Origin of the sequence: Variovorax sp. V118, from assembly GCF_041154445.1 — a bacterium.
GTDB classification, from domain to species: Bacteria; Pseudomonadota; Gammaproteobacteria; order Burkholderiales; family Burkholderiaceae_C; genus Variovorax; species Variovorax boronicumulans.
The window spans coordinates 5420416-5439668 of the sequence record NZ_AP028663.1 but is presented as its reverse complement, the minus strand read 5'-3'; the positions used below and the strand labels follow the sequence as shown (position 1 = coordinate 5439668).

Here is a 19253-nt window from a genome sequence, read left to right as displayed (position 1 = left end):
GTTTCCACGCTTCATCTTTTGCTGGGAATCCTGTGTAGTCACAAAATCGTGCTATATTTCGAGGTTCGCCGGAGAGGTGGCCGAGTGGTTAATGGCAGCAGACTGTAAATCTGCCCTCTTACGAGTACGCTGGTTCGAATCCAGCCCTCTCCACCAGCGATGAATTTGGTTTCTAAGAGCGATTGGATCTAGCGCTTTGGGTGCCTTGAAGTGCCCCCGATGCGGGAGTAGTTCAATGGTAGAACCCCAGCCTTCCAAGCTGATGACGCGGGTTCGATTCCCGTCTCCCGCTCCAGAGACCCGGTTCGGCGCCGGAAGCGATTTGGTTAGAACAAAAGCCCTTTTGGCTCAGTGGTAGAGCACTCCCTTGGTAAGGGAGAGGTCGCGGGTCCGATTCCCGCAAAGGGCACCAGTTTTCTGGGGTTGCAACGACAGGCTTGCGACCCATCTGCATGCGTTGAAATCGTTTTTTTCGGAGTCGAAAAATGGCAAAAGGTAAATTCACCCGCACCAAGCCGCACGTGAACGTGGGCACGATCGGTCACGTTGACCACGGCAAGACCACGCTGACGGCTGCGATCGCCACCGTGCTGTCGGCCAAGTTTGGCGGCGAAGCCAAGGCTTACGACCAGATCGACGCAGCGCCTGAAGAAAAGGCCCGCGGCATCACGATCAACACCGCGCACGTCGAGTACGAAACGGCCAACCGCCACTACGCACACGTCGACTGCCCCGGTCACGCCGACTACGTGAAGAACATGATCACCGGCGCTGCCCAGATGGACGGCGCCATCCTGGTGTGCTCGGCCGCTGACGGCCCGATGCCCCAGACCCGTGAACACATCCTGCTGGCTCGCCAGGTGGGCGTGGGCTACATCATCGTGTTCCTGAACAAGTGCGACATGGTCGACGACAAGGAACTGCTCGAGCTGGTCGAAATGGAAGTTCGCGAGCTCCTCGACAAGTACGAATTCCCCGGCGACGACACCCCCATCATCCACGGCTCGGCCAAGCTCGCCCTGGAAGGCGACAAGGGCGATCTGGGCGAAGGCGCCATCATGAAGCTGGCAGAAGCGCTGGACACGTACATCCCCACGCCCGAGCGCGCTGTGGACGGCACGTTCCTGATGCCCGTGGAAGACGTGTTCTCGATCTCGGGTCGCGGCACCGTGGTGACCGGCGCTGTCGAGCGCGGCGTGATCAAGGTCGGCGAAGAAATCGAAATCGTCGGTATCCGCCCCACCGTCAAGACCACCTGCACCGGCGTGGAAATGTTCCGCAAGCTGCTGGACCAAGGTCAAGCTGGCGACAACGTCGGCGTGCTGCTGCGCGGCACGAAGCGCGAAGAAGTCGAGCGCGGCCAAGTGCTGTGCAAGCCCGGCTCGATCAAGCCGCACGTGCACTTCACCGCCGAGGTGTATGTCCTGTCCAAGGACGAAGGCGGCCGTCACACGCCGTTCTTCAACAACTACCGTCCGCAGTTCTACTTCCGCACGACGGACGTGACCGGCGCGATCGAGCTGCCCGCGGACAAGGAAATGGTCATGCCCGGCGACAACGTCAGCATCACCGTGAAGCTGATCAACCCGATCGCGATGGAAGAAGGCCTGCGCTTCGCCATCCGTGAAGGCGGCCGTACCGTGGGTTCGGGCGTCGTGGCCAAGATCCTCGACATCTAAGTCGAGCGTAAAGAGTACCGGAGGGGTATAGCTCAATTGGCAGAGCGTCGGTCTCCAAAACCGAAGGTTGTAGGTTCGATTCCTACTGCCCCTGCCACCTAGGTGGCACCCCGACAAGCCCATCGCGATCCGATGGGCTTCGGCGTCTCAAGAGACGCATTGAATTGAAGGCCGCGAGGCCACAGGAAATCAGCCGACATGGCCACTTCTCAAATCGAAACCGTGAGCACGGGTGCCGACAAAGCCAAGCTGGCTGCGGCGGTGGTGCTGGCAGTGGGCGCCATCGTGGCGTTCTATCTGCTGTCGCGCCAAGGCTCGCTGGTGCAATGGGCTGCACTGTTGGTCGGCCTGGCTGCGGCTGTGGGCGCCTTCGGCAGCTCCGAGAATGGCCGTCAGCTGTGGGCTTTCGGTCGTGACTCGTGGCGCGAGGTCAAGAAGGTCGTGTGGCCGACCCGCAAGGAATCGATGCAGATGACGGCCTATGTGTTCGCCTTCGTGGCGATCATGTCCGTCTTCCTCTGGCTCACCGACAAGACGCTCGAATGGGTGTTCTTTGACCTCATTCTGGGCTGGAGAAAATAATGACCGACGACGCAGTTGAAACCACGCAGAGCACGCCGGAAGAGGAGCAGAACCCTCTCCTGACCCCCGCTGCCAACCCTGATCTGCGTTGGTACGTGGTGCATGCCTACTCGGGCATGGAAAAGGCTGTGGAGCGCAACATCACCGAGCGCATCACCCGCGCCGGCATGCAGGACAAGTTTGGCCGCATCCTGGTTCCGACCGAAGAAGTGGTCGAGATCAAGAACGGCCAGAAGCGCACCACCGAGCGCCGTTTCTTCCCGGGCTACGTGCTGGTCGAAATGATCATGGACGACGAGAGCTGGCACCTGGTGAAGCACACCAACAAGGTGACGGGTTTCGTGGGCGGCGCCAAGAACCGTCCGGCCCCGATCTCGCAGAAAGAGGTCGAGGACATCGTCAACCAGATGCAGCAGGGCACCGAGAAGCCGCGCCACAAGGTCGAGTTCACCGTGGGTGAGTTCGTGCGCGTCAAGGAAGGCCCGTTCACCGACTTCAATGGCACGGTGGAAGACGTCAACTACGAGAAGAGCAAGGTCAGCGTGTCGGTCATGATTTTCGGCCGCGCCACCCCTGTGGAGCTCGAATTCGGTCAGGTCGAGAAGACCTGACCCCATGGCCTGCCTTCGGGCGGGCCTGCCAGTTTCCGGCTGCGCGTTGTCCGACTCGGCGCGCGGCCTTGATCGAAGAGTCGTTTAACCCCGGGGAGCCGCGGCGAGAGCCAAGGCGATATCACCCGCAAGGAGCAAAGCATGGCGAAAAAAATCGTCGGCTTCATCAAGCTGCAAGTGCCAGCTGGTAAGGCCAACCCGTCCCCGCCGATCGGTCCCGCACTGGGTCAGCGCGGTCTGAACATCATGGAGTTCTGCAAGGCGTTCAACGCGCAAACCCAAGGCGTCGAGCCGGGTCTGCCGCTGCCGGTGGTCATCACCGCGTTCGCTGACAAGAGCTTCACCTTCATCATCAAGACGCCCCCGGCGATCACCTTGATCAAGAAGGCCATCAAGCTGGACAAGGGCTCGGCCCGTCCGCACACCGACAAGGTCGGCAAGATCACGCGCGCTCAGCTCGAAGAAATCGCCAAGGCCAAGATGAAGGACCTGACTGCCGCCGACCTCGACGCAGCAGTTCGCACCATCGCCGGCTCGGCCCGCTCGATGGGCGTGAATGTGGAGGGCGTGTAAATGTCCAAGATCACCAAGAAGCAAAAGTCGCTGCAAGGCAAGGTCGACAGCAACAAGCTGTACCCCCTGGCTGACGCCATCGTCATCGTCAAGGATGCCGCCACCGCCAAGTTCGACGAATCGATCGACGTGGCCGTGCAGCTGGGCATCGACGCGAAGAAGTCGGACCAGGTGGTTCGCGGTGCTGTCGTGCTGCCGAACGGCACCGGCAAGACCAAGCGCGTCGCCGTGTTCGCCCAAGGCGCCAAGGCTGAAGAAGCCAAGGCCGCCGGCGCCGATATCGTCGGCATGGACGACCTGGCTGCGATGGTCAAGGCTGGCGACATGCCTTTCGACGTCGTGATTGCTGCCCCCGATGCCATGCGCGTCGTCGGTACGCTCGGCCAGATCCTCGGCCCGCGTGGCCTGATGCCCAACCCCAAGGTTGGCACCGTGACGCCTGACGTCGCCACCGCTGTCAAGAACGCCAAGGCTGGCCAGGTCCAGTTCCGCGTCGACAAGGCCGGCATCATCCACGGCACGATCGGCCGTCGCTCGTTCGACAACGACAAGCTGCAAGGCAACCTCGCTGCGCTGATCGACGCTCTGGTCAAGGCCAAGCCGGCGACCAGCAAGGGCGTGTACCTGCGCAAGGTGGCTGTGTCGTCGACGATGGGTCTGGGTGTCCGCGTGGACACGCAAACCATCTCGGCGAGCTAAAGAGATTTGCCCGATCCCGCAAGGAGAGGGCAGATGTGGTGGGTCGCGGCAGCTTCGGTTGCCGCGAGCCATCCAAGACCGCTGGTGTGCAGGGCGCTGCACTTAATGGCCGGATCGATCCTTCCGGTATCCAGCGCAGATGGCGACCCCACTGCAAGGAATTTGATTTTTGTTCCGAAACAGTTGGTCGCTGCATGAAGCGCGATCCGAGGCCCCGGCCGAAGGTCGCATTAAAAGGAGTAGACCTTGAGTCTGAATCGCAGTGAGAAAGAAGCGGTCATCAGTGATGTGACCAGCCTCGCCGCAAAAGCTCAAACGCTCGTGATGGCGGAATACCGTGGCATCACGGTGGCCGATATGACCAAACTGCGCAGCGAAGCGCGCAGCAACGGTGTGACCCTGAGTGTTCTGAAGAACACGCTGGCTCGCCGTGCTGTCGCTGGCAGCCCGTTTGAGATTGTCGGCGACCAGATGACCGGTCCGCTGATCTATGGCTTCTCCGAAGACGCTGTGGCTGCCGCAAAGGTGGTGGCCAATTTCGCGAAGACCAACGACAAGTTGGTGATTCGCGGTGGCGCATTCGGTGGCAAGGCCCTGGACGTCGAAGGCGTGAAGCAACTGGCCAACATCCCTTCCAAGGAAGTGCTGCTGGCGCAACTGCTGGGCTTGATGCAATCCCCGATCTCTCGTACCGCCCGCGTGCTCGCGGCGCTGGCCGAGAAGCGTGGTGGTGGCGAAGCTGCACCCGTCGCCGATGCACCGGCAGAAGAAGCGCAGGCCGCCTGAGCGCGCCCTCGTTTTTGAATATTCAACCCAATTGTTAGGAAACAAAAATGGCATTCGATAAAGACGCATTTCTGACCGCGCTCGACGCAATGACGGTCCTGGAGCTCAACGACCTGGTCAAGGCCATCGAAGAGAAGTTTGGCGTGAGCGCCGCAGCCATGTCGGCACCCGCTGCGGCGGTGGCGCTGCTGCTGCAGTCGCTGAAGAGCAAACCGAATTCAACGTCATGCTGATGGATGCTGGCGCGAACAAGGTGTCGGCGATCAAGGCCGTGCGCGAAATCACCGGCCTGGGCCTCAAGGAAGCCAAGGACCTGGTGGAAGCCGCTCCCAAGGCTGTCAAGGAAGGCCTGTCGAAGGCTGACGCTGAAGCCGCCAAGAAGAAGCTGGAAGATGCCGGCGCCAAGGTGGAACTGAAGTAATTCAGACCCCCTAGAGGGCTGGAGGTGCCTGAAAAGGCCCTCCAGCCTTTGCCGCTTTCAGAGCGCACCCAAAAGCCGGCTTGGCGCCGGTTCTTTCAGAGGCCGAAAGGTCGATGGAATAGCAAAAGCCAAGACGATTTTTGAGTGTCTTCTGAACCCGACTGCAGAAGACCCCTTGGTTCGGGCGATGTGCAATGCATCGCCGTCCGCCAACGGCTGGTAGTGGCCAGCCGCCAAGCAGTGGTGCCGTTCGCCCGGCACTGCTGACAAGTCGCTGAAGATCTCAAGCACCGGAGCTCTCATGGCCCAATCGTCCGCGTACAGTTACACCGAACGCAAGCGCATCCGAAAAAGTTTCGGTAACCGCGACAGCGTCGTCGAAATCCCCTACCTGCTGCAGATGCAGAAAGACGCGTACACCGCGTTCCTGCAAGCCGGCATCGCCCCCAAGCACCGCACCGTCGAAGGCCTGCAGGCCGCGTTCGACGCTGCCTTCCCGATCGTCTCGCACAACGGTTTTGTCGAGATGAAGTTCCTCGAGTACAACCTGGCGAAGCCGGCGTTCGATGTGCGTGAGTGCCAGACCCGTGGTCTGACCTTCGCCTCGGCCGTGCGCGCCAAGGTGCAGCTCATCATCTATGACCGCGAGTCGTCGACCTCGCAGTCGAAGGTGGTCAAGGAAGTGAAGGAACAAGAGGTCTACATGGGCGAAGTGCCGCTCATGACCGACAAGGGTTCGTTCATCATCAACGGCACCGAGCGCGTGATCGTCTCGCAGCTGCACCGTTCGCCCGGCGTGTTCTTCGAACACGACAAGGGCAAGACGCACAGCTCGGGCAAGCTGCTGTTCTCGGCCCGCGTGATTCCTTACCGCGGCTCGTGGCTCGACTTCGAATTCGACCCGAAGGACATGCTGTACTTCCGCGTGGACCGTCGCCGCAAGATGCCGGTCACGATCCTGCTGAAGGCCATCGGCCTGAACCCGGAATCGATCCTCGCGAACTTCTTCGTGAACGACAACTTCCGCCTGATGGACAGCGGCGCGCAGATGGAGTTCGTCTCTGAGCGCCTGCGCGGCGAAGTCGCGCGCTTCGACATCACCGACAAGTCGGGCAAGGTCGTGGTCGCTAAGGACAAGCGCGTCACGGCGCGTCACACGCGTGAGCTCGAGCAGGGCGGCACCACGCACATCAGCGTGCCGGAAGACTTCCTGGTCGGCCGCGTCATCGCCCGCAACATCGTCGACGCCGACTCCGGCGAAATCCTGGCCAAGGCCAACGACGAGCTGACCGAAGCGCTGCTCAAGAAGCTGCGCACGGCCGGCGTGCAGGACATCCAGGTCATCTACACGAACGAACTGGACCAGGGCGCGTACATCTCGCAGACGCTGCGCATCGACGAAACGGTGGACGAGTTCGCCGCGCGCGTGGCCATCTACCGCATGATGCGCCCCGGCGAGCCGCCGACGGAAGACGCGGTGCAGGCCTTGTTCCAGCGCCTGTTCTACAACCCGGACACGTACGACCTGTCGCGCGTGGGCCGCATGAAGTTCAACGCCAAGGTCGGCCGCGACGAATCGACCGGCCCGATGGTGCTGACCAACGAAGACATCCTGGCCGTGGTCAAGATCCTCGTTGACCTGCGCAACGGCAACGGCGAAGTCGACGACATCGACCACCTGGGCAACCGCCGCGTGCGTTGCGTCGGCGAACTGGCCGAAAACCAGTACCGCACCGGCCTGGCACGTATCGAGAAGGCTGTGAAGGAACGTCTGGGTCAGGCCGAGCAAGAGCCGCTGATGCCGCACGACCTGATCAACAGCAAGCCGATCTCGGCCGCGCTGAAGGAATTCTTCGGTGCGTCGCAGCTGTCGCAGTTCATGGACCAGACGAACCCGCTGTCCGAAATCACCCACAAGCGCCGCGTGTCGGCCCTTGGCCCGGGTGGTCTGACGCGTGAACGTGCAGGCTTCGAAGTGCGCGACGTGCACGTGACCCACTACGGTCGCGTGTGCCCGATCGAAACGCCTGAAGGCCCGAACATCGGTCTGATCAACTCGCTGGCCCTGTACGCCCGCCTGAATGAATACGGCTTCATCGAGACGCCGTACCGCCGCGTGGTCGACAGCAAGGTCACGATGGACATCGACTACCTGTCGGCCATCGAAGAGGGCAAGTACGTCATCGCCCAGGCCAACGCGGTCCTGGACAAGGACGGCAAGCTGACCGGCGACCTGGTCTCGGCGCGTGAAGCCGGCGAATCGATCCTGGTGGGTGCCGAGCGCATCCAGTACATGGACGTGTCGCCCGCGCAGATCGTGTCGGTGGCCGCCTCGCTCGTGCCGTTCCTCGAGCACGACGACGCGAACCGCGCGTTGATGGGCGCCAACATGCAGCGTCAGGCCGTGCCTGTGCTGCGCCCCGAAAAGCCGATGGTCGGTACCGGCATCGAGCGCGTTTCCGCGGTCGACTCGGGCACCGTGGTCACGGCCACTCGCGGCGGTATCGTCGATTACGTCGATGCGACCCGTGTCGTGGTGCGCGTGAACGACGCCGAAGCGGCAGCCGGTGAAGTCGGTGTGGACATCTACAACCTGATCAAGTATCAGCGTTCGAACCAGAACACCAACATCCACCAGCGTCCGATCGTCAAGCGCGGCGACAAGATCGCCAAGGGCGACGTGGTGGCCGACGGCGCATCGACCGACCTCGGCGAACTGGCCCTCGGCCAGAACATGCTGATCGCGTTCATGCCCTGGAACGGCTACAACTTCGAAGACTCGATCCTGATCTCCGAACGCGTCGTCGCCGAAGACCGCTACACCTCGATCCACATCGAGGAACTGGTGGTCATGGCTCGCGACACGAAGCTGGGTGCCGAAGAAATCACGCGCGACATCCCGAACCTGGCCGAGCAGCAGCTCAACCGCCTCGACGAATCCGGCATCATCTATGTCGGCGCCGAAGTGCAGCCGGGCGACACGCTGGTGGGCAAGGTCACGCCGAAGGGCGAGACCACGCTGACGCCGGAAGAGAAGCTGCTTCGCGCCATCTTCGGCGAGAAGGCTTCCGACGTGAAGGACACCTCGCTGCGCGTGGATCAGGGCTCGCAAGGCACCGTGATCGACGTGCAGGTGTTCACCCGCGAAGGCATCCAACGCGACAAGCGCGCCCAGCAGATCATCGACGATGAACTCAAGCGCTTCCGCCTCGACCTGAACGACCAGCTGCGCATCGTCGAAGCCGACGCGTTCGACCGTATCGAGAAGCTCTTGACCGGCAAGGTCGCCAACGGCGGCCCGAACAAGCTGGCCAAGGGCACCAAGCTCGACAAGGCCTACCTGTCGTCGGTCGAGAAGTTCCACTGGTTCGACATCCGCCCGGCGGAAGACGACGTGGCCTCGCAGCTCGAGTCGATCAAGAACTCGCTGGAGCAGACGCGCCACAGCTTCGACCTCGCGTTCGAAGAAAAGCGCAAGAAGCTCACGCAGGGCGACGAGCTGCCCGCGGGCGTGCTCAAGATGGTCAAGGTCTACCTGGCCGTCAAGCGCCGCCTGCAACCCGGCGACAAGATGGCCGGCCGTCACGGCAACAAGGGTGTGGTGTCCAAGATCGTTCCGGTCGAAGACATGCCCCACATGGCCGACGGCACGCCGTGCGACATCTGCCTGAACCCGCTGGGCGTGCCTTCGCGGATGAACGTGGGCCAGGTGCTCGAAGTGCATCTGGGCTGGGCCGGCAAGGGCATCGGCCAGCGCATCGGTGACCTGCTGCAGCAAGAGGCCAAGGTGGCCGAGCTGCGCAAGTTCATGGAGCAGCTGTACAACGGCTCGGGCCGCAAGGAAGAGCTCGACCAGCTGAGCGACACCGAGCTGCTCGCCATGGCGGCCAACCTGCAAAGCGGCGCGACCTTCGCGACGCCGGTGTTCGACGGTGCCTCGGAAGAAGAAATCCGCGGCATGCTCAAGCTCGCCTACCCGGACGACATCGCCAAGCTCAAGGGCCTGACCGAGACGCGCACGCAGGCTTACCTGTACGACGGCCGCACTGGCGACCAGTTCGAGCGTCCCGTCACCGTCGGCTACATGCACTTCTTGAAGCTGCACCACCTGGTGGACGACAAGATGCACGCCCGTTCGACCGGCCCGTACTCGCTCGTCACGCAGCAACCGCTGGGCGGCAAGGCGCAGTTCGGCGGCCAGCGTTTCGGTGAAATGGAAGTGTGGGCGCTGGAAGCTTACGGCGCCGCCTACGTCCTGCAGGAAATGCTGACCGTGAAGTCCGACGACGTGCAAGGCCGTACCAAGGTGTACGAAAGCATCGTCAAGGGCGAGCACTCGATCGAAGCCGGCATGCCGGAATCGTTCAACGTGCTGGTCAAGGAAATTCGTTCGCTGGGTCTCGACATCGAGCTCGAGCGTTCCTAAGTTGAAAAGGGAAAGAGTCTTATGAAATCGCTACTCGACCTGTTCAAGCAATTCACGCCCGATGAGCATTTCGATGCCATCAAGATCGGCATGGCTTCGCCCGAGAAGATCCGTTCGTGGTCTTTCGGCGAGGTGAAGAAGCCTGAGACGATCAACTACCGCACGTTCAAGCCCGAGCGCGACGGTCTGTTCTGCGCCAAGATCTTCGGCCCCATCAAGGACTACGAGTGCCTGTGCGGCAAGTACAAGCGCCTGAAGCACCGCGGCGTGATCTGCGAGAAGTGCGGCGTTGAAGTCACGCAGACCAAGGTGCGTCGCGAGCGCATGGGTCACATCGACCTGGCCGCGCCCTGCGCCCACATCTGGTTCCTGAAGTCGCTGCCGTCGCGTCTGGGCCTCGTGCTCGACATGACGCTGCGCGACATCGAACGCGTGCTGTACTTCGAAGCGTACGTGATCACCGACCCCGGCATGACCCCGCTGAAGAAGTTCGGCATCATGTCCGAGGACGACTACGACGCCAAGCGCAAGGAATACGGTGACGAGTTCATCGCCAAGATGGGCGCCGAAGGCATCAAGGACCTGCTCGAAGGCATCGAACTCGACAGCGAGATCGAACGCCTGCGCGGCGACCTGACCGGCTCCGAAGTCAAGGTCAAGAAGAACTCCAAGCGCCTGAAGGTGCTCGAGGCCTTCCGCAAGTCGGGCATCAAGCCCCAGTGGATGGTGCTCGAAGTGCTGCCCGTGCTGCCGCCGGACCTGCGTCCGCTGGTGCCGCTGGACGGCGGCCGCTTCGCGACCTCCGACCTGAACGACCTGTACCGCCGCGTCATCAACCGCAACTCGCGTCTGCGCCGCCTGCTGGAGCTGAAGGCTCCGGAAATCATCGCGCGCAACGAAAAGCGGATGCTGCAGGAAGCTGTCGACTCGCTGCTGGACAACGGCCGCCGTGGCAAGGCCATGACGGGCGCCAACAAGCGCGCGCTGAAGTCGCTGGCCGACATGATCAAGGGCAAGAGCGGTCGTTTCCGCCAGAACCTGCTGGGCAAGCGCGTGGACTACTCGGGCCGTTCGGTCATCGTGGTGGGCCCGACGCTCAAGCTGCACCAGTGCGGCCTGCCCAAGCTGATGGCGCTCGAACTCTTCAAGCCCTTCATCTTCTCGCGCCTCGAAGCCATGGGCATCGCGACCACGATCAAGGCTGCCAAGAAGGAAGTCGAATCGGGCACGCCGGTGGTCTGGGACATCCTGGAAGAAGTGATCAAGGAACACCCGGTCATGCTGAACCGTGCGCCTACGCTGCACCGTTTGGGCATCCAGGCGTTCGAGCCGATCCTGATCGAAGGCAAGGCCATCCAGCTGCACCCGCTCGTTTGCGCGGCCTTCAACGCCGACTTCGACGGCGACCAGATGGCTGTCCACGTGCCGCTGTCGGTGGAAGCGCAGATGGAAGCCCGCACGCTGATGCTGGCCTCCAACAACGTGCTGTTCCCGGCTTCGGGCGAACCGTCGATCGTTCCTTCGCAGGACGTGGTGCTGGGTCTGTACTACACGACCCGCGACCGCATCAACGGCAAGGGCGAGGGCCTGATTTTCTCCGACATCGGTGAAGTGCAGCGCGCGCTGGACGCCAACGAAGTCGAGCTGACCGCCAAGGTCGCGGTGCGTATCACGGAGTACACCAAGGACAAGGAAACCGGCGTGTTCACGCCGTCGACCTCGCTCGTGGACACCACCGTGGGCCGTGCCCTGCTGTCCGAGATCCTGCCCAAGGGCTTGCCGTTCTCGAACATCAACAAGGCGCTGAAGAAGAAGGAAATCTCCAAGCTCATCAACGTCTCGTTCCGCAAGTGCGGCCTGAAAGAGACCGTCGTGTTCGCCGACAAGCTGCTGCAAAACGGCTTCCGCCTGGCGACCAAGGCCGGCATCTCGATCGCGATCGACGACATGCTGGTGCCCGCTGAAAAGCACGGCATCATCGAGCGCTCGGCCAAGGAAGTGAAGGAGATCGAACAGCAGTACGTCTCCGGTCTCGTGACCTCCGGCGAGCGCTACAACAAGGTGGTGGACATCTGGGGCAAGGCCGGCGACGAAGTGTCGAAGGTCATGATGGCCAAGCTGTCCAAGCAGAAGGTCATCGACCGCCACGGCAAGGAAGTCGAGCAGGAGTCGTTCAACTCCATCTACATGATGGCCGACTCCGGCGCCCGCGGTTCCGCAGCGCAGATTCGCCAGGTGGCCGGTATGCGGGGCCTGATGGCCAAGCCGGACGGCTCGATCATCGAGACGCCCATTACCGCGAACTTCCGCGAAGGCCTGAACGTGTTGGAGTACTTCATCTCCACCCACGGTGCCCGTAAGGGTCTGGCCGACACGGCGCTGAAGACGGCGAACTCGGGTTACCTGACCCGTCGTCTGGTCGACGTGACGCAAGACTTGGTCGTGACCGAGCAGGACTGCGGCACGCACGGCGGCTACCTGATGCGCGCCATCGTCGAAGGTGGTGAAGTGATCGAGTCGCTGCGCGACCGAATCCTGGGCCGCTCGGCTGCGGACGATGTGCTGCACCCGGAAAACCGTTCGGTGCTGCTCAAGGCCGGCGAGATGTTCGACGAAGACAACATCGAAGCACTGGAAGCCCAGGGCGTCGACGAAGTCAAGGTCCGCACCGCGCTGACCTGCGAAACGCGTTTCGGCATCTGCGCGACCTGCTACGGCCGCGACCTGGGCCGCGGCGGCCTGATCAACATCGGCGAAGCCGTCGGTGTGATCGCTGCCCAGTCCATCGGCGAACCCGGCACGCAGCTGACGATGCGTACCTTCCACATCGGTGGTGCCGCTTCGCGCGCTGCCATCGCCTCGAGCGTGGAAGCCAAGTCGAACGGCTCGATCGGCTTCAACGCCACGATGCGCTACGTGACCAACAGCAAGGGCGAGCTGGTTGTGATTTCGCGTTCGGGCGAGATCGTCATCCATGACGAGCACGGCCGTGAGCGCGAGCGTCACAAGGTGCCGTACGGCGCCACGCTGACGGTCAAGGCCGACCAGCAGATCAAGGCCGGCCACGTGCTCGCCAACTGGGACCCGCTGACCCGCCCGATCATTACCGAGTTCGCCGGCAAGGCGCAGTTCGAGAACGTCGAGGAAGGCCTGACGGTCGCCAAGCAGGTGGACGAAGTGACCGGTCTGTCGACCCTGGTCGTGATCGACCCGAAGCGCCGCGGCGCTGCCAAGGTCGTGCGTCCGCAGGTCAAGCTGATCGACGCCCAAGGCCTCGAAGTGAAGATCCCCGGCACCGACCACTCGGTGACGATCGGCTTCCCGATCGGCGCCCTGGTGCAGATCCGCGACGGCCAGGACGTGGGCCCCGGCGAAGTGCTGGCACGCATCCCGGTCGAAGGTCAGAAGACCCGAGACATCACCGGCGGTCTGCCGCGCGTGGCCGAGCTGTTCGAAGCCCGTTCGCCGAAGGACAAGGGCATGCTGGCCGAAATGACCGGTACCGTGTCGTTCGGTAAAGAGACCAAGGGCAAGATCCGCCTGCAGATCACCGATCCCGAAGGCGGCGTCTACGAAGACCTCGTGCCGAAGGAAAAGAACATCCTGGTGCACGAAGGCCAGGTGGTGAACAAGGGCGAAAGCGTGGTCGACGGTCCGGCGGATCCGCAGGACATCCTGCGCCTGCTGGGTTCGGAAGAACTCGCGCGCTACATCGTGGACGAAGTGCAGGACGTGTACCGTTTGCAGGGTGTGAAGATCAACGACAAGCACATCGAGGTGATCGTTCGCCAGATGCTGCGCCGCGTCGTGGTCGACAACATCGGCGACACGAGCTACATCTCCGGCGAACAGGTCGAACGCAGCGAAATGCTCAACACCAACGACGCCCTGCGCGCCGAAGGCAAGATCCCCGCGACGTTCACCAACCTGCTGCTGGGTATCACGAAGGCGTCGCTGTCGACCGACTCGTTCATCTCGGCCGCTTCGTTCCAGGAAACGACGCGCGTGCTGACCGAAGCCGCGATCATGGGCAAGCGCGACGAGCTGCGCGGTCTGAAGGAAAACGTCATCGTCGGCCGCCTGATTCCCGCAGGCACCGGCATGGCGTACCACCAGGCCCGCAAGGTCAAGGACGCCATGGACGAGGCCGAGCGCCGCGCCATCGCCGAGTCGGAAGCCGCCGAACTGGCCGGCTCCGGCGACAGCGATGCAGCGACCAGCACGGTCGACGCCAACGAAGGCGCCGCGACCGAATAACTGGTTAGCATCACCGGCATGACCGGTTGCCCACGCCCTCCGACCGCTCCGGTCGGGGGGCGTTTTTCTTTGTGTTCGCAGGGTTCCGACCGATGACCAAGAGGTTCTGTTTCCGATGAGCGTCCTGCCCGATTCGCTGGCCGGATGGCTCGTTGTCGCGCTGCTGCTGTTCTGGTTTGTGGGCGCGTACAACCGGCTGGTGCGGCTGCGCGCGGCCGTGCTCCAGGCCTACGCGGTGCTCGACGTGGCGCTGCGCAAGCAGCTGGATTTCGTCCAGGCCAGCATCACCGCCGCGCCCCGGCCCGAGTCGCCGCCCGAAGGCGCGCCCACCGTGGCCCCGCTGCAGGCCGCCACGACGCAGCTCGCGACCCTGCTCGGTGCGACGCGGGTGCGCCCGCTCGACCCGGGCAGCATGGCGGCATTGGCCACTGCGCTGCAGGTGCTCATCGCGGCATGGCGGCGCCAGTACCCGGGCGCGGTCACGGTGTTCGATGCGGACGGCACGCTGTCGCGGCCCGCGCCGCTGATGCCCGGCCTGGGTGGCGCGTCCGATCCGGCCGCGCCCATCGCCTGGCCCGAGCCCTCGGCGGCGGCGGAAATCGCACGCGGCCAGTTCAACCAGGCCGTGGCGCAGTACAACGCGGGCATCGCCCAGTTCCCGGCGCTGCTGGTGGCCTGGATCGTGCGACTGCGGCCTGCGGCGCCCTTGCTCTGACCTGCCTCGACCCGACGACAGGCGGGTAACGCCTTCGTTTCCATTCCCACCGCGCGGCGTGCTGTCTTTCTCGCCCGTTACCATCGGCTCCAACTTGCCAGCAGATCTTTCCTCCGACCCTTCTTCGGGCAGCGCTTCCTCGGCGCCGCAACAACCGCCGCTCTGGCGCCAACTGCAACTGACCGCAGGGGCGCTGGCGTCGATTCGCGCCGGCACCTCGGGCACCGTTGCGTTCGAGGCCGTCGAGCCCGCGCTGCGCCCCGGCGTGCAGGCCCTGGGCTTCCAGGTGCTGCGCTGGCTCGGCCGCGCCGAAGCGCTGCGCCGCCACCTGGCCAAGCGCACGCCGCCGCCGCTGCCCGACGCCTTGCTGTGCACCGCGCTCGCGCTGGCCTGGCACAGCGACCACGCCCCCTACGAACCCTTCACGCTGGTCGACCAGGCCGTGGAAGCCGCCAAGCGCAACCCGGCCACGCGGGCGCAAGCCAGCTTCATCAACGCCTGCCTGCGCCGCTTCCTGCGCGAGCGCGACGAGCTCGTGGCCGCCACCGACACCGAACCGGTCGCGCAGTGGAACCACCCGCGCTGGTGGATCGAACGCCTCAAGCGCGACCACCCGCGCGACTGGCAGCGCGTGCTGTCGGCCGACAACGCCCAGGCGCCGATGACCTTGCGCGTCAACGCGCTGCAATCGACGCCGGCCGCGTACCTGCTGGAACTGGAAGCGGTGGGCCTCGCGGCCACGCGCGTCGGCGCCGACGGCCTGCAGCTGGCCCGGGCCCGCCCGGTGCCGCAGCTGCCCGGTTTCGCCGACGGCGCCTGCTCGGTGCAGGACGCCGCCGCACAGCTCGCGGCCCCCTTGCTGCTCGACGGCCTGCTGCCGGCCAAGCCCGGCGCCGCGCCGCTGCGCGTGCTGGACGCCTGCGCCGCCCCCGGCGGCAAGACCGCGCACCTGATCGAACGGGCCGGCCCCGGCGCCGTCGAGGTGACCGCGCTGGAGGTCGACGCCGTGCGCAGCCGCCGCATCGACGAGACGCTCGCGCGCCTCGGCCTGAAGGCCAAGGTGGTGGTGGCCGACGCCGGCCGCACCGCCGACTGGTGGGACGGCGCCCTGTTCGACGCCATCCTGCTGGACGCCCCTTGCACCGCTTCGGGCATCGTGCGGCGCCATCCCGACGTGCGCTGGCTGCGCCGCGAGAGCGACACCGCCCAGCTGGCGACCCAGCAGGCGACGCTGCTGGCCGCGCTCTGGCCGCTCGTGCGGCCCGGCGGCCGGCTGCTTTACTGCACCTGTTCCGTGTTCCGCGAAGAAGGCTCGCAACAAATTGATGCGTTTCTTGTACGCAACACCGACGCCCGTTTGCTGCCGTCCCCGGGACACTTGCTACCCCAAAGTGGGGCGAATGCCCGTGGCGTCCCGGACAATCCCTCTGGTGACCACGACGGCTTCTTCTACGCCCTGCTTGAAAAACCCGCGCCGTACTGACGGCCGCCGGTCGATCCTGCTGGCCGGCCTGTGGCTGGCCTGGGCCCTGTGGATGGCCCTGTTCCCGGCCGCCGCCACCGCCCAGGGCAAGCCCGGCGGCGCCACCATCACCCAGATGCGCCTGGAGCAGGCCGACGACGGCGTCTACCTGAGCGCGGCCGTGCAGTTCGAGCTGCCCACGCTGGTGGAAGACGTGCTCGACAAAGGCATCGCCATCTATTTCGTGGCCGAGGCCGAGGTCTTCCAGGAGCGCTGGTACTGGACCGACCGCAAGGTCGCCCAGGTGGCGCGCCACATGCGGCTGGCCTACCAGCCCCTCACGCGCCGCTGGCGGCTGAATGTGTCGCCGGTGCCGATCACCGGCGCCGCCGGCTTCGGCATCTCGCTGAACCAGAACTTCGACAGCCTCGGCGACGCGCTCGAGGCCATCAAGCGCATCGGCCGGCTGCGGCTGGGCGACGCCGCCGAAATCGGCGACGAGCCGCTGCACCAGGTCACCTTCCGTTTCCGGCTCGACACCTCGCAGCTGCCGCGTCCTTTCCAGATCGGCATGGTCGGGCAGGCCGAGTGGAACATCGCCGCCGAGCGCACCGCCCGGCTGCCGCTGGAGAAGCAGCGGTGAGCAGCAAGCCGCGCAGCGGCGCCGCGGCCACGCCTGCCGCCCGCCGCTCGCGCGCGCTGCGCTGGGCCGTGGGCGTCGGCGCCGCGATGGTCACGGCCATCGGCCTGGTGCTGATGTTCCTGCTCGCGCAGGCCACCAACAACCGCGCGCTGTACGAGCGCTACTACGTGCGCCTGTTCGGCATCAACGTGGTGGTGGCCGTGCTGCTGGTGCTGGTGATCGGCTGGGTCGCGTTCCGGCTGCTGCGGCGGCTGCGGCAGGGCAAGTTCGGCAGCCGGCTACTGATCAAGCTCGCGGCCATCTTCGCGCTCGTGGGGGTGGTGCCGGGGGCGCTGGTCTACGTGGTGTCCTACCAGTTCGTCGCGCGCTCGATCGAGAGCTGGTTCGACGTCAAGGTCGAGGGCGCGCTCGATGCCGGCCTGAACCTGGGCCGGGCCACGCTCGATTCGCTGTCCGACGACCTCGCCGCCAAGACCCGCACCGCCAGCGCCCAGCTGTCGCAGGTGCCCGACGCGAGCGCGGGGCTGCTGCTGGAGCGCATCCGCGACCAGCTCGAAGCCAGCGACGTGATCCTCTGGACCGGTTCGGGCCAGCTCGTGGCCAGCGCGGGCGCGTCGCGCTTCCAGCTCAACCCCGAGCGGCCGACGGCGCAGCAGTTCCGCCAGGTGCGGCCCGACCGCGCCGTCGCGCACGTCGAGGGCCTGGAAGAAACCGCCTTGCCCAGCGCCACGCCGTCGAGTGCCAGCGTGCGCGCGCTGGCCATGGTGCAGCGCCCGGGCTTCGACTTCGACACCGCGCCGCGCTACCTGCAGGTCACGCGGCCGCTGCCGCCGGCCGTGGTCGCCAACGCCCTGGCCGTGCAGGAAGCCAACCGCGAATACCAGGAGCGCGCGCTGGCGCGCGAGGGGCTGCGGCGCATGTACATCGGCACGCTCACGCTGAGCCTGTTCCTCGCCGTGTTCGGCGCGGTGCTGCTGGCCGTGCTGTTCGGCAACCAGCTCGCACGGCCGCTGCTCGTGCTGGCCGACGGCGTGCGCCAGGTGGCCGCCGGCGACCTGCGGCCCACCGCCGTGCTGCAGGGCAAGGACGAGCTGGGTGGCCTCACGCGCTCGTTCGCCGTCATGACCCAGCAGCTGGCCGACGCCCGCGGCGCGGTCGAGAAGACGATGGACCAGCTGGACGCCGCCCGCGGCAACCTGCAGACCATCCTGGACAACCTGACCTCGGGCGTGATCGTGCTCGACGCCAAGGGCACCGTCCTGTCCACCAACCCGGGCGCCACCCGCGTGCTGCGCGCGCCGCTCGCCGCCTATGAAGGCAAGGCGCTGGTCGATGTGCCGGGGCTGGCCGATTTCGGCGCCAAGGTGCAGCAGCAGTTCGACGAGTTCCTGGTCGAGCGCATGCAGCACGGCCTCGATCACTGGCAGCACGCCTTCGAGCTGCACGCCACCGGCAACGACCTGCCGCAGCAGGACGACGCCATCAACATCGTCGCGCGCGGCGCCGAGCTGCCGGGCGATGCGCGGCTGCTGGTGTTCGACGACATCTCCGAAATCGTCTCGGCCCAGCGTGCGCAGGCCTGGGGCGAGGTGGCGCGCCGCCTCGCGCACGAGATCAAGAACCCGCTCACGCCGATCCAGTTGTCGGCCGAGCGGCTCGAGATGAAGCTCTCGGGCAAGGTCGAGCCGCCCGAGCAGGCCATCCTGGTGAAGTCGGTCAAGACCATCGTCGACCAGGTCGATGCGATGAAGCGGCTGGTGAACGAATTCCGCGACTACGCCCGGCTGCCCGCGGCCGACCTCAAGCCGGTCGACCTCAATGCCCTGCTGGCCGATGTGCTGCAGCTGTATCACGCCGAGAACCTGCCGATCACGCTGCGCTCGGAGCTCGACGAGCGCTGCCCGCCCGTGCGCGGCGATGAACAGCAGATCCGCCAGGTCGTGCACAACCTGTTGCAGAACGCACAGGACGCCGCCGAGGCCGCCGCCAGCGGCACGGGCCGGGTGGGCGAGGTCGTCATCCGCACCCGGCTGGGCGATTCGGGTCAGCGCGTGCGCCTCACCGTGCAGGACAGCGGGCCTGGCTTTGCCGAAAACATTCTCAAGCGCGCCTTCGAACCCTACGTCACGACGAAAACAAAAGGTACCGGTTTGGGCCTGGCCGTCGTCAAGAAGATCGCCGACGAACACGGCGCGCGCATCGAGCTTTCCAACCGTGTCGTCGACGGGGCTGTGGCGGGGGCGCAAGTCTCGCTATCATTCGCGCTGGCAGGCGAACCGCGGGCAGCGGTCGCTCACACCGAAGATTCGAAATCTTCGTCCGCCTGAGTACCGGCGAATCCAGCGCATAGGGGCTGGATCGGGAGCGGATCAATACACACCAGCGCATACAACAAGCAG

General features: G+C 64.8%; 12 protein-coding genes, 4 tRNA genes and 1 pseudogene. All 17 read left to right on the top strand.

Annotated elements, in window-relative coordinates:
- Window positions 1-70 precede the first annotated feature (70 nt).
- Window positions 71-156: transfer RNA gene (locus ACAM52_RS25290), tRNA-Tyr, on the top strand.
- Window positions 157-221: 65 nt separating this feature from the next.
- Window positions 222-295 (top strand) — tRNA-Gly (locus ACAM52_RS25285).
- Window positions 296-337: 42 nt separating this feature from the next.
- Window positions 338-412, top strand: a tRNA-Thr gene (locus ACAM52_RS25280).
- A 73-nt stretch (window positions 413-485) separates the two neighbouring features.
- Window positions 486-1679, top strand: coding sequence for an elongation factor Tu (tuf, locus tag ACAM52_RS25275; RefSeq protein WP_062478858.1), 1194 nt, complete (start codon window positions 486-488; stop codon window positions 1677-1679).
- 21 nt (window positions 1680-1700) lie between these two features.
- Window positions 1701-1776 (top strand) — tRNA-Trp (locus ACAM52_RS25270).
- A 101-nt stretch (window positions 1777-1877) separates the two neighbouring features.
- Window positions 1878-2261, top strand: coding sequence for a preprotein translocase subunit SecE (secE, locus tag ACAM52_RS25265; RefSeq protein WP_062479313.1), 384 nt, complete (start codon window positions 1878-1880; stop codon window positions 2259-2261).
- Window positions 2261-2872, top strand: a complete 612-nt coding sequence (gene nusG, locus ACAM52_RS25260; RefSeq protein ID WP_062479316.1) for a transcription termination/antitermination protein NusG — start codon at window positions 2261-2263, stop codon at window positions 2870-2872. The genes secE and nusG overlap by 1 nt, the downstream gene beginning before the upstream one ends.
- A gap of 141 nt (window positions 2873-3013) precedes the next feature.
- A complete protein-coding gene (rplK, locus tag ACAM52_RS25255; protein ID WP_056584627.1) occupies window positions 3014-3445 on the top strand; it encodes a 50S ribosomal protein L11 in 432 nt (143 codons plus the stop codon).
- Window positions 3446-4144: a 50S ribosomal protein L1 gene (gene rplA / locus ACAM52_RS25250; protein ID WP_062479319.1), complete on the top strand. Its 699-nt coding sequence runs from the start codon at window positions 3446-3448 to the stop codon at window positions 4142-4144.
- Between the two features lie 246 nt (window positions 4145-4390).
- On the top strand, window positions 4391-4930 hold the full coding sequence (gene rplJ, locus ACAM52_RS25245; protein ID WP_056584633.1) for a 50S ribosomal protein L10: 540 nt from the start codon (window positions 4391-4393) through the stop codon (window positions 4928-4930).
- 47 nt (window positions 4931-4977) lie between these two features.
- Window positions 4978-5351: pseudogene (gene rplL, locus ACAM52_RS25240) on the top strand (50S ribosomal protein L7/L12).
- Window positions 5352-5652: 301 nt separating this feature from the next.
- Window positions 5653-9777, top strand: a complete 4125-nt coding sequence (gene rpoB / locus ACAM52_RS25235; protein ID WP_095743426.1) for a DNA-directed RNA polymerase subunit beta — start codon at window positions 5653-5655, stop codon at window positions 9775-9777.
- 21 nt (window positions 9778-9798) lie between these two features.
- Window positions 9799-14034, top strand: a complete 4236-nt coding sequence (gene rpoC, locus ACAM52_RS25230) for a DNA-directed RNA polymerase subunit beta' (protein ID WP_062479330.1) — start codon at window positions 9799-9801, stop codon at window positions 14032-14034.
- A gap of 115 nt (window positions 14035-14149) precedes the next feature.
- Window positions 14150-14749: a lema family protein gene (locus tag ACAM52_RS25225; RefSeq protein ID WP_062479333.1), complete on the top strand. Its 600-nt coding sequence runs from the start codon at window positions 14150-14152 to the stop codon at window positions 14747-14749.
- A 94-nt stretch (window positions 14750-14843) separates the two neighbouring features.
- Window positions 14844-16232: a 16S rRNA (cytosine(967)-C(5))-methyltransferase RsmB gene (rsmB, locus tag ACAM52_RS25220; RefSeq protein WP_369644874.1), complete on the top strand. Its 1389-nt coding sequence runs from the start codon at window positions 14844-14846 to the stop codon at window positions 16230-16232.
- Between the two features lie 52 nt (window positions 16233-16284).
- Window positions 16285-16854, top strand: coding sequence for a DUF4390 domain-containing protein (locus ACAM52_RS25215; RefSeq protein ID WP_172438402.1), 570 nt, complete (start codon window positions 16285-16287; stop codon window positions 16852-16854).
- On the top strand, window positions 16851-19181 hold the full coding sequence (locus tag ACAM52_RS25210; RefSeq protein ID WP_062480362.1) for an ATP-binding protein: 2331 nt from the start codon (window positions 16851-16853) through the stop codon (window positions 19179-19181). Before ACAM52_RS25215 ends, ACAM52_RS25210 begins: the two co-directional genes overlap by 4 nt.
- Window positions 19182-19253: the final 72 nt, after the last annotated feature.

Bases quoted from the DNA above. Each gene is read 5' to 3' on its own strand.
- rplK (WP_056584627.1), top strand. From the start codon at position 3,014: ATGGCGAAAAAAATCGTCGGCTTCATCAAGCTGCAAGTGCCAGCTGGT.
- nusG (WP_062479316.1), top strand. From the start codon at position 2,261: ATGACCGACGACGCAGTTGAAACCACGCAGAGCACGCCGGAAGAGGAG.
- tuf (WP_062478858.1), top strand. From the start codon at position 486: ATGGCAAAAGGTAAATTCACCCGCACCAAGCCGCACGTGAACGTGGGC.
- ACAM52_RS25215 (WP_172438402.1), top strand. From the start codon at position 16,285: ATGGCCCTGTTCCCGGCCGCCGCCACCGCCCAGGGCAAGCCCGGCGGC.
- rpoB (WP_095743426.1), top strand. From the start codon at position 5,653: ATGGCCCAATCGTCCGCGTACAGTTACACCGAACGCAAGCGCATCCGA.
- secE (WP_062479313.1), top strand. From the start codon at position 1,878: ATGGCCACTTCTCAAATCGAAACCGTGAGCACGGGTGCCGACAAAGCC.
- ACAM52_RS25225 (WP_062479333.1), top strand. From the start codon at position 14,150: ATGAGCGTCCTGCCCGATTCGCTGGCCGGATGGCTCGTTGTCGCGCTG.
- rplA (WP_062479319.1), top strand. From the start codon at position 3,446: ATGTCCAAGATCACCAAGAAGCAAAAGTCGCTGCAAGGCAAGGTCGAC.
- rpoC (WP_062479330.1), top strand. From the start codon at position 9,799: ATGAAATCGCTACTCGACCTGTTCAAGCAATTCACGCCCGATGAGCAT.